Annotated in this window: 5 protein-coding genes; all 5 read left to right on the top strand. The window is 42.2% G+C overall.

Translation table 11 applies throughout. The annotated features are described in order from the left end of the window. Positions 1-379: type VII secretion protein EssB/YukC (locus ACNO7B_RS14740; protein WP_417901641.1), on the top strand; the 379-nt coding region annotated here is incomplete at its 5' end. A 51-nt stretch (positions 380-430) separates the two neighbouring features. After that, positions 431-4,906 (top strand): type VII secretion protein EssC, encoded by a 4,476-nt coding sequence (gene essC, locus ACNO7B_RS14735; protein ID WP_417901640.1) that lies wholly within the window; start codon positions 431-433, stop codon positions 4,904-4,906. Next, positions 4,903-7,800 (top strand): type VII secretion protein EsaA, encoded by a 2,898-nt coding sequence (gene esaA, locus ACNO7B_RS14730; RefSeq protein WP_417901639.1) that lies wholly within the window; start codon positions 4,903-4,905, stop codon positions 7,798-7,800. Before essC ends, esaA begins: the two co-directional genes overlap by 4 nt. Then, positions 7,781-8,278 carry a type VII secretion protein EssA gene (gene essA / locus ACNO7B_RS14725; protein WP_410684609.1) on the top strand — a complete coding sequence of 166 codons (498 nt, stop codon included), beginning with the start codon at positions 7,781-7,783 and terminating at the stop codon, positions 8,276-8,278. The genes esaA and essA overlap by 20 nt, the downstream gene beginning before the upstream one ends. Positions 8,279-8,375: 97 nt before the next feature. Next, entirely contained in the window at positions 8,376-9,119 is a 744-nt protein-coding gene (locus ACNO7B_RS14720; protein WP_417901864.1) for a (S)-benzoin forming benzil reductase, read from the top strand. Positions 9,120-9,160 lie beyond the last annotated feature (41 nt).

The following is a 9,160-nucleotide window of genomic DNA, read 5'->3' as shown; positions in this document are numbered from 1 at the left end:
GCAGACAGACCCGCAATACTTCCTGTTCTGGATTCATATTGGACAAGGCAATAGCAAGGAAGCTCTGGATATTGCAAGGGTGCTCGGGGACGACCGATACATATTCACAGCACTCGTCGCCTACCGCAATGAAATTCAAAATGACGACAGCCTATCTGCTGAAGAAAAACAAAAACAGCTAGATCCAATCATTAAGGAAATGGCGAAGTATGAAGAAAAAGAAACAACGGAGACGAGCACCAATGACTCCTCAGATGCAAGCCAAACAGATGAAACAGCTGAACAAAAAGAGCAGTCAAAAGCCGATCAGGAGAAAAAAGAGAAAGAATCTGATGCAAAAAAGAAAACCTCTCAGACGAAAAAAGATGAGAAAAAATAATTCTTTCGATACAACTGACAGTTGGTGCTGTCCGATGAGGAGGTGGAGCGTTTGAGTCTTCTATGGGTTTTTTATGAGGAAGATTATCAAACCGTCCGTTTAGATGAGCAGTTCAACCGGGAAGCTGTGATTGGACCTGAAATAGAGCATACAGTAACGATTCCTTCCCTTTCGTTTGATGAAGGATTGATTCGTTTATCTCCAGATGAAACGAATGACGGCTTTTCTCTTTATCAGGGCGAAAAAAAGAAAGGTCACTTACTTCCACATGAACCATATCAGGTTGGTTCACTCACACTCATGTTGATGGATTCACATCATGATCAAACCATTTATTACCTAGGAAATAGAGTCGAAGTGACTATTTCAAGTGAAGAAATAGATGAAGCGGATGTGTGGAAAGAAGAAGCCCATTCAATGTTTCAAGATGCCAAATCCTTCACGTTGGAAAAAATAGAAGGCACTTGGTATGTCATTCCCCAAGATGAAACGATCTATGTGAACGGGAAACAGCTGCACGGTCCACAGCAGCTTCTTGCTGGAGATGAGTTGTTTTGGAACTTTTTGACGCTGTCATTGAAAGATGGTGATTTATTGCAAGTAACAGCATTTGAACCATTTCAAACACGTTTAGAAAAAACAAGGCCGCCGAGTACCGAAACGAAACAAAAATATCCTTTATATAGACGAACACCACGTTTGATTTACGATCTGCCAGATGACCGGGTGTCTTTCAGCTTTCCTTCACAGGAGAGTGAAAATAACGGCAGAGGACTTTGGCTCGTGGTTCTTCCGCCGCTTGTCATGCTTATTGTCATGGGGATCGTGGCCCTTGTACAGCCGCGAGGTATCTTTATTGTCGTGTCGATGGCGATGTTTATTATGACGTTAATTACTTCGTCCGTTCAATATTTTAAAGAGAAATCACAGCGCAAAAGACGAGAGGAGAAGCGGCAACGCGTTTACTCTCTTTACTTAGAAAATAAGCGGAAAGAGCTGCAAGAGCTGTATGACCGTCAACAATTTATTTTAACGTATCATTATCCGTCTTTTGAACAAATGAAATATTTGACGTCAGAAATCAGCGGGCGTATTTGGGAAAAGACGCTTGTCAGTGATGATTTTTTACAGCTGCGTCTAGGGACAGGTGCAGTTCCTTCAAGTTATGAATTATCGACGAGCGGCGGCGATATGGCCAATCGTGACATCGATGACTTAATGGAACAAACACAGCATATGCAAAACGTCTATCGCGAGGTAAAAGATGTACCGATTACGTTCGGTCTTGCGGACGGTCCAACCGGATTAATAGGAAAACCGGCAATTGTCAAAAATGAGCTTCACCAGCTTGTCGGCCAGCTTGCTTTCTCGCACAGCTATCATGATTTGAGATTTGTTTTTATCTTTAATGAACAGGAGTATGAGAACTGGGAATGGATGAAATGGCTGCCGCACTTCCAACTTCCTCATACATACGGGAAAGGGTTTATATACAACGAACAAACACGTGATCAGCTATTGTCTTCTATTTATGAAATTTTGCGAGAGCGTGATCTGGAAGAGGAAAAAGAGAAAAAAATCTTTACGCCTCACTTTGTGTTTATCGTGACAAACCATGAACTCATTGCGGAACATGTGATTTTAGAATACCTAGAAGGCAGCCGGACGGATTTAGGCATCTCAATTATCTTTGCGGCAGAAACAAAGGAAAGCTTGGCAGAAAATATTTCAACGCTTGTTCGTTACATTAACGAAGAAGAAGGAGATATTCTCATTCAGCATAAGAAGGCCGTACGAATTCCATTTCAGCTGGATGCACATGAGCGAGCGGACAATGAGCTGTTTGCCAGAACCTTAAGAACATTAGATCATCAAGTCGGGATGACCAACTCGATTCCAGAAACAGTCTCCTTCCTTGACTTGTTTCATGCCAAACAGGTAGATGACATTGGCATTCGTGAAAAATGGCTGACATCTGAAACAGCAAAGTCATTATCTGTGCCTATCGGTTATAAAGGAAAAAACGATATTGTCGATCTGAATCTGCATGAAAAAGCACATGGCCCACATGGTCTATTAGCAGGAACAACGGGATCAGGAAAAAGTGAGTTTTTACAGACGTATATTTTATCCTTGGCTGTACACTTTCACCCGCATGAAGTGGCGTTCCTGCTCATTGATTACAAAGGGGGCGGAATGGCGCAGCCGTTCCGAAATATTCCGCACTTACTTGGTACGATCACAAACATTGAAGGCAGCAAAAACTTTAGTGAAAGAGCGCTTGCCTCTATTAAAAGTGAACTGAAGAAAAGACAGCGCTTGTTTGATCAGTATCATGTGAATCATATCAATGACTATACGAAACTCTATAAAGAGAAAAAGGCGGAACAGCCGATGCCTCATTTGTTCTTAATCTCTGATGAGTTTGCTGAATTAAAAAGTGAAGAGCCAGAATTTATTAGAGAGCTTGTTAGTGCCGCGCGGATTGGACGAAGTCTCGGTGTCCATCTCATTTTGGCGACACAAAAGCCTGGCGGGGTCATTGATGATCAAATTTGGAGTAACTCCCGCTTTAAAGTCGCATTAAAGGTACAAGATGCATCAGACAGTAAGGAAATTTTGAAAAATAGTGATGCCGCGTCGATAACCGTGACAGGTCGTGGATATTTGCAAGTGGGGAACAATGAAATCTATGAATTATTCCAATCGGCGTGGAGCGGTGCACCGTATATGGAAGATGGCTACGGATCAGAAGATGACATTGCCATTGTAACGGACACTGGACTGATCCCATTATCAGGGGTGAGTACAGAGCCGGCTGTGAAAAAAGAGACAGTGACGGAAATTTCCGCTGTTGTGGATGAAATTGAACGTATGCAACAGGAGCTTGGAATTGAAAAGCTTCCGAGTCCATGGCTTCCACCGCTTGAAGAGCGTATTCCAAAAACACGTTATGCATCAAGTGAGGAGCACGTCTTCCATTTCGCTCTTGTCGATGAGCCAGATCAGCAAAGCCAGCATCCACTTTCTTATCAAATGATGGAGGATGGAAATATTGGTATCTTCGGTTCATCCGGCTACGGCAAATCACTTGCTGCAACAACACTGCTTATGAGCTTCGCAGAAAGATATTCACCTGAAGAATGGCATGCATATATTTATGACTTCGGTAACGGCACCTTGCTACCGCTTGCCAAACTTCCGCATACGGCTGATTATTTCTTAATGGATCAAATGAGAAAGATTCAAAAGTCGATGAAGCGTCTTCGTGAAGAGGTTGAATATCGCAAGCGTTTATTTAGACAGCAGGAAATGAGTCATATCAAAATGTACAATGCGCTGAATGAGAAAAAGCTTCCATTCATATTTATCGTGATTGACAACTTTGACATTGTGAAAGACGAAATGCATGAACTCGAATCTGAATTTATTCAGTTAAGCCGTGATGGACAATCGTTAGGCATTTATTTCTTAATCACAGCGACTCGTGTCAACGCAGTCCGTCAATCGCTTATGAACAACTTGAAAACAAAGGTTGTTCATTACTTAATGGATCAAGGAGAGGCATACTCCATTATTGGCAGACCGAAATTCAGCTTAGAGCCGATTCCAGGACGAGTCATTATCAACAAAGAAGAGCTTTACTTTGCACAAATGTTCCTACCAGTCGAAGGAGAAAATGATCTCGAATTGTTTGAGCATTTAAAACAAGAGATTCAGCTCCTAGATGCTCGCTTTGAATCAGCTGAAAAACCAAAACCTGTGCCGATGCTTCCTGATAAGCTGACGGTCTGGGAGCTTGAGAGTCGTTTAGACGATCAAAAGCAGCCATATGACATTCCAGTAGGACTGGATGAGGAATCTGTGGCACCTGTTTACTTTGATTTGAAAAAGAATAAACACTGCCTCATTATCGGACAAACGCAGCGCGGGAAAACAAATGTGACCAAACTGATGCTTGATCAGCTATTAGTAGCAAAACCTGAGAAGCTGGCCGTCTTTGATTCGATTGATCGGGGGCTCTCTCATTATGCAAAAGAAGAGAACATTGATTACCTTGAAACAAAGGATGATATCACAGAATGGGCAGAGGAAATAGATCGTTTATTCAAGGTGCGTGAAGAGATGTACGTCGAAGCTGTGCGCCGGGGAGAGACTGATCAGTTGTCGTTCTCTCAAATTGTGCTTGTGATTGATGGCATTACGCGTTTTCAGCAGACAATCGACCCGCGTCTTCAAGATCAATTGGCTGATTTCATGAAATCATATGCACACTTAGGCTTCAGCTTGATCGCATCAGGAAATCATACCGAATTCAGTAAAGGCTATGATGCACTCACAAACGAAATCAAACAAGTTCGTCATGCCATGTTACTGATGAAAAAATCAGAGCAAAACATCATACCGCTTCCGTATGCAAGACAAGAACCAGAGATTCAGCCAGGCTTCGGATATTTGGTTGAAAACGGGAAAGAGAAGAAAATCCAGGTTCCTTTATGTGCGGTAGAAAGGAAGAGTGTTCAATGACAGAGCAGCAAAAAAGCTCCATCAAAATCGTGTCTACCATGATACTGATTCTCGTCTTGCCGGTTCTATTTTTCCATCTCATTGGGGATGATCCGGCAAAACAGAAAAAGAATGCCACACGTAACATAGCCGTGGTCAATGAGGATATGGGGGCGAGCGAAAGTGAAAATACCGCTCGTTTCGGACAGGATGTGGTGGCGGCATTATCAGAGCGTCCAGATTACACATGGACAGTCGTCAATCGAAGTGCGGCAGAAAATGGCCTGAAAAATAGAAAGTACGATGCAGTTCTCTATATTCCATCTGACTTCTCTAAAAATGTGCTGAGCTATGATAAGGATCATCCAGAGAAGGCATCTATCCAATTCTCAATCCAAGATCAGCTCAATGCAGTGAATAAAGAAAAAGTACAAAGAGAGCTAGAAAATGCTCAAAAGAAAATGAATGAACAAATGTCGACTTTATATTGGAGTTTTGTATCACAGGAAATCGGCAATGTCAGAGAAGAGTTTGAGCATATTGTTGGCAAAGAGGTCGAATTCCAAAACACGATGTACAACTTCTATAAGCCAAATTCAAACAAACTATCTGATGCCGTCCAGCAGCAGAAGAAACAAATAGAAGAACTAAAAAATGCGATGGCCGATTCACAAAAACAGTATAAAGACGGTTTAAGTACAACAGAAGAAGCGAAAAGCCAGCTAAAGGATTTCGTAAAAGTAGTCGATCAATATCAGCAGTATCAAGACAAACAAAAGGATCTCTTGATCAAAGCGCAATCGACAAGCAAAAAACAAATCCAGCAAGGACTCAAACAGCTTGCGGAGATTCAAAACCAAAATGCCCGCAGCTTTAGCGATCAAATGGGCGGACTCAAAACCGATATCAATGGGGTCCAAAGTCAGCTTAAAACAACGGACAGCGCAATTCAATCTGTTCAAAGGGCAAGAGAAGACGTAATTCCTAAGCAATCGTCGGGATTAACGGACCTTGTGAAGGCGTCTCAAGAAGAACTATTGAAGAATTATGAAGGTCAATACTTAGAGGCCTATAAAAGTAAGATCATCGCCTTGCAGAATAAGCTAGAGACAAAAAGGCAAGAGCTAATCAACGCGCCCGAGCAGCCAGCTGATCCTGATGATGACGGGCAATCAGATCAAGATAATGAGAACCCAGAAGAGATTGGCATTAACTTAGATGATGAAACAAATGAACTCTCGCAAATTTCATCGGAAATGAACAATCTAGCTGATCAATTAGAAGATCAGACTGCACCTCCTACTAATGAAGATGATAAAGAGAGTGAAAATGGTCAGGATGCTGTTCAGCCAGATAACAGCGGCACGAATCAATCAAAAGATGACCTAAAAGCACTGTCTAATCGTTTAGAAGAAGTGAAAAAGAAGATTCAAGAAAAAGCGGCCGCTCATAACGACCAATTGAAAGACAAAGTAAGTCAAATGAGTAAGGAGCTTGAAAGCCTCACGAAAAAAGTAGAGAAGCTCGAAAAGATGATTCTAAGGTTACAAGATCGATATAACGTCATTCCGAATGAAATCAAAAATCAGGAATCCTCTATTTTAAACAAAGTGCAAGAGCTGAAACGAGTAAACTCGCCGATTGGCAACACTGTGAATACGAAAATATTTGATCAAGAGTTTAAAACAAATTCAACAAGCACCAAAAAGTTAATGGAATACTCCAATCAACTGTCTCAGCTAGAGATGATGCTTGGGAATCTATATCAACCAACAAACAACTCATCCCTACTAGACACAAAAGGAGATGAAATCCAGTCCATCCTTTCCATCAAAAAAGAAGAAACGGAAAACTGGGATACACTCAAAAATCAAATGCTGACGTCAAATGATGATGTGTCTACCTTTATTGATGAGATGCAAAAGTTCTCAGATGGCTACGCAGAATACATCTCGACTCAGCAGGCAAGCATGGAACAGGAGTTAAATGCCATTTCTGAAAGTGCGGACACAGTAGCTGAACAAATGGCTGATCAAGGAGATGCGGTGTATACGGCAGACCTTGCGGGCAGTTCGATTGTTGTGAGTGCACAGGATTCAATTGGTCAGGAAGTGCTTCGTCTTTCTGAAAATATGAGTTCGTTAACTGACCGCCAAAAAGGGGTGGCGGATTATACGAATAATATTGAAGAAAGTGTCACAACCGTTCAAGAAAAAGCAGATACGTTGAACGAAAACTGGAGTAAGAATGTCAATTCTACAAAGCTTGTTCAACAAGATTTAAAGGGTATTTTAGGCAACACTTTAGACGATCAAGGCAACAGCAACTATGTGTATAACCATTTAGCCAATCCGCTGAAAATTAGCGGCGATGTGCCAGAAGAAAAAACGCAGACTGTACCGCCAGTAGTCATTTTGGTTATTGTCATGATCAGCAGTTTGTTGATTGGCTTTTTTAGCTCGTACTATGCGTCAGCGCCAATGCTGGTCAAAGGTGCACTGTTTGGTATTTTAAATCTGCTAGTCGGGCTCATGATCAGCCTGTTTGGACTCAACATTTACAAACTAGCTGATGACCAAGCCATTCAATGGTCGATCTTTACGATTTTGCTGCTAGTGGCATGCTCTGCCTTTATTCGCACAGCTTTCCTTTTCGGTTCAATTGCCGGATGGATGGCAGCAACGGCGCTTATTTTCTTCTTTGTTGCACCGTTAATTGATTTGGTCATGCCAAACTTCCATTTTACAAATCCAGTGACAGACGTGTATCTGTCCATCCAATATGGAAATGGAGACAACTTCGGTATGGGCATCACAGGGCTACTGATTTTAACGATATTGTTCATGGTCATTCCACTAGTGAAGAAGCTATGGAAAGACAAAACAGAGGAACGTGATGTCACTCATGAGGCTTAATCTATTCGTCAAAGGGATGGCACTTGGTGTCATATCCCTTTTTCTCCTCAGTCCTGCTGCTTTTGCTGCTACAGGTGAAGATACGGATACGAATGTCAAGCCGAATGAATATCAAGAAAAGAACCTCAATATTAATTCGAGTATATTGAGGGATCAAACGAAATACGAACAAAGCAAAACAACATCTAAAGTCAAAACGGACATTCACTTTACTGACCCGCCTAAGACCTCTGGTGGTCAACTTTCGCCACAAATTTTTAGTGATCTGAAAGACAATCCGCCTAAAACGCCAGCTCGTATGATGAAAGAGATGAATATCTCTTTCAGCGATTCGGCTGTATCAACTCCTTCTGGCGATGATCATGAAAAGCAGAGATCGGCGCTTCTGCCAATCATTTTTGGCATCTTGATCGCCTTTGGCATCATTGTCATGATCATTCTGATTCCAAAGGTGAATGTGAAGACGGAAAAGAAATAACCTGCCTTTTGAAAAGGGCAGGCTTTTCTTTATGCAGATTGCTTGATGTGATACCGATTCACTATTTAAAATAGTGTTATCAAGGGAGGAGATTGTCATTCGAATTTCAATCGTCACAGGCGGATCAAAAGGATTTGGTTTAGCACTTGTCAAACAGCTGCTTTCACGCGGGGATAACGTGTACACCGCTGCAAGAAGTAAGTCGCCAATATCCCATCCACACCTCACGCATTCACAGGTCGATCTCACTGATGAGGAATCGGCTGCAAAGTGGCTTCAGGGCATCTTGTCCTCGCAAACTCTCGCAGACGTTGATGACGTCTTGCTTGTCAATAATGCAGGAATGGTGACTCCTATCAAGCGTGCAGGGCAAGGCGGAGAGGATACGCTTCATCAGCATTATACGCTGAACCTTGTCATCCCTGTTTTGCTCAGTCATGTGTTTGTGAGAGAGACACAATCCTTTGAGGGGAAGAAAACCATCGTGCATCTTTCTTCTGGAGCAGCTAAAAATCCGTACAAAGGATGGAGTGCCTATTGCAGCTCAAAAGCAGGGCTTGATATGTTTATGAGGACTTTACATGAGGAACAGCAGGACGAAGCATATCCTGTCACCACGTTTTCCTTTTCACCCGGTACGATTGATACGGATATGCAGGGAGAGATTCGGAAATCCTCCAAACAGGACTTTGAACAAATTGAACGGTTTCAGCAATTACATGAAACAGGCATGCTAAAGAGCCCAGATGAAGTGGCCGGTATATTACTCGACCTTCTGGCAGATGACCCAGCTGGCGGTTGTGTATACGATGCCCGTGAGTATGGAAAAAAGCAGTCATAACGACTGCTTTTTTCGTATTGTACAAGCAAAGACAGCTTATT

Source organism: Bacillus sp. AK25 (genome assembly GCF_048270685.1).
GTDB lineage: Bacteria > Bacillota > Bacilli > Bacillales > Bacillaceae > Bacillus > Bacillus altitudinis.
Note: the sequence above shows the minus strand (reverse complement) of the source record. Positions and strands in the feature narration are given on the sequence as shown.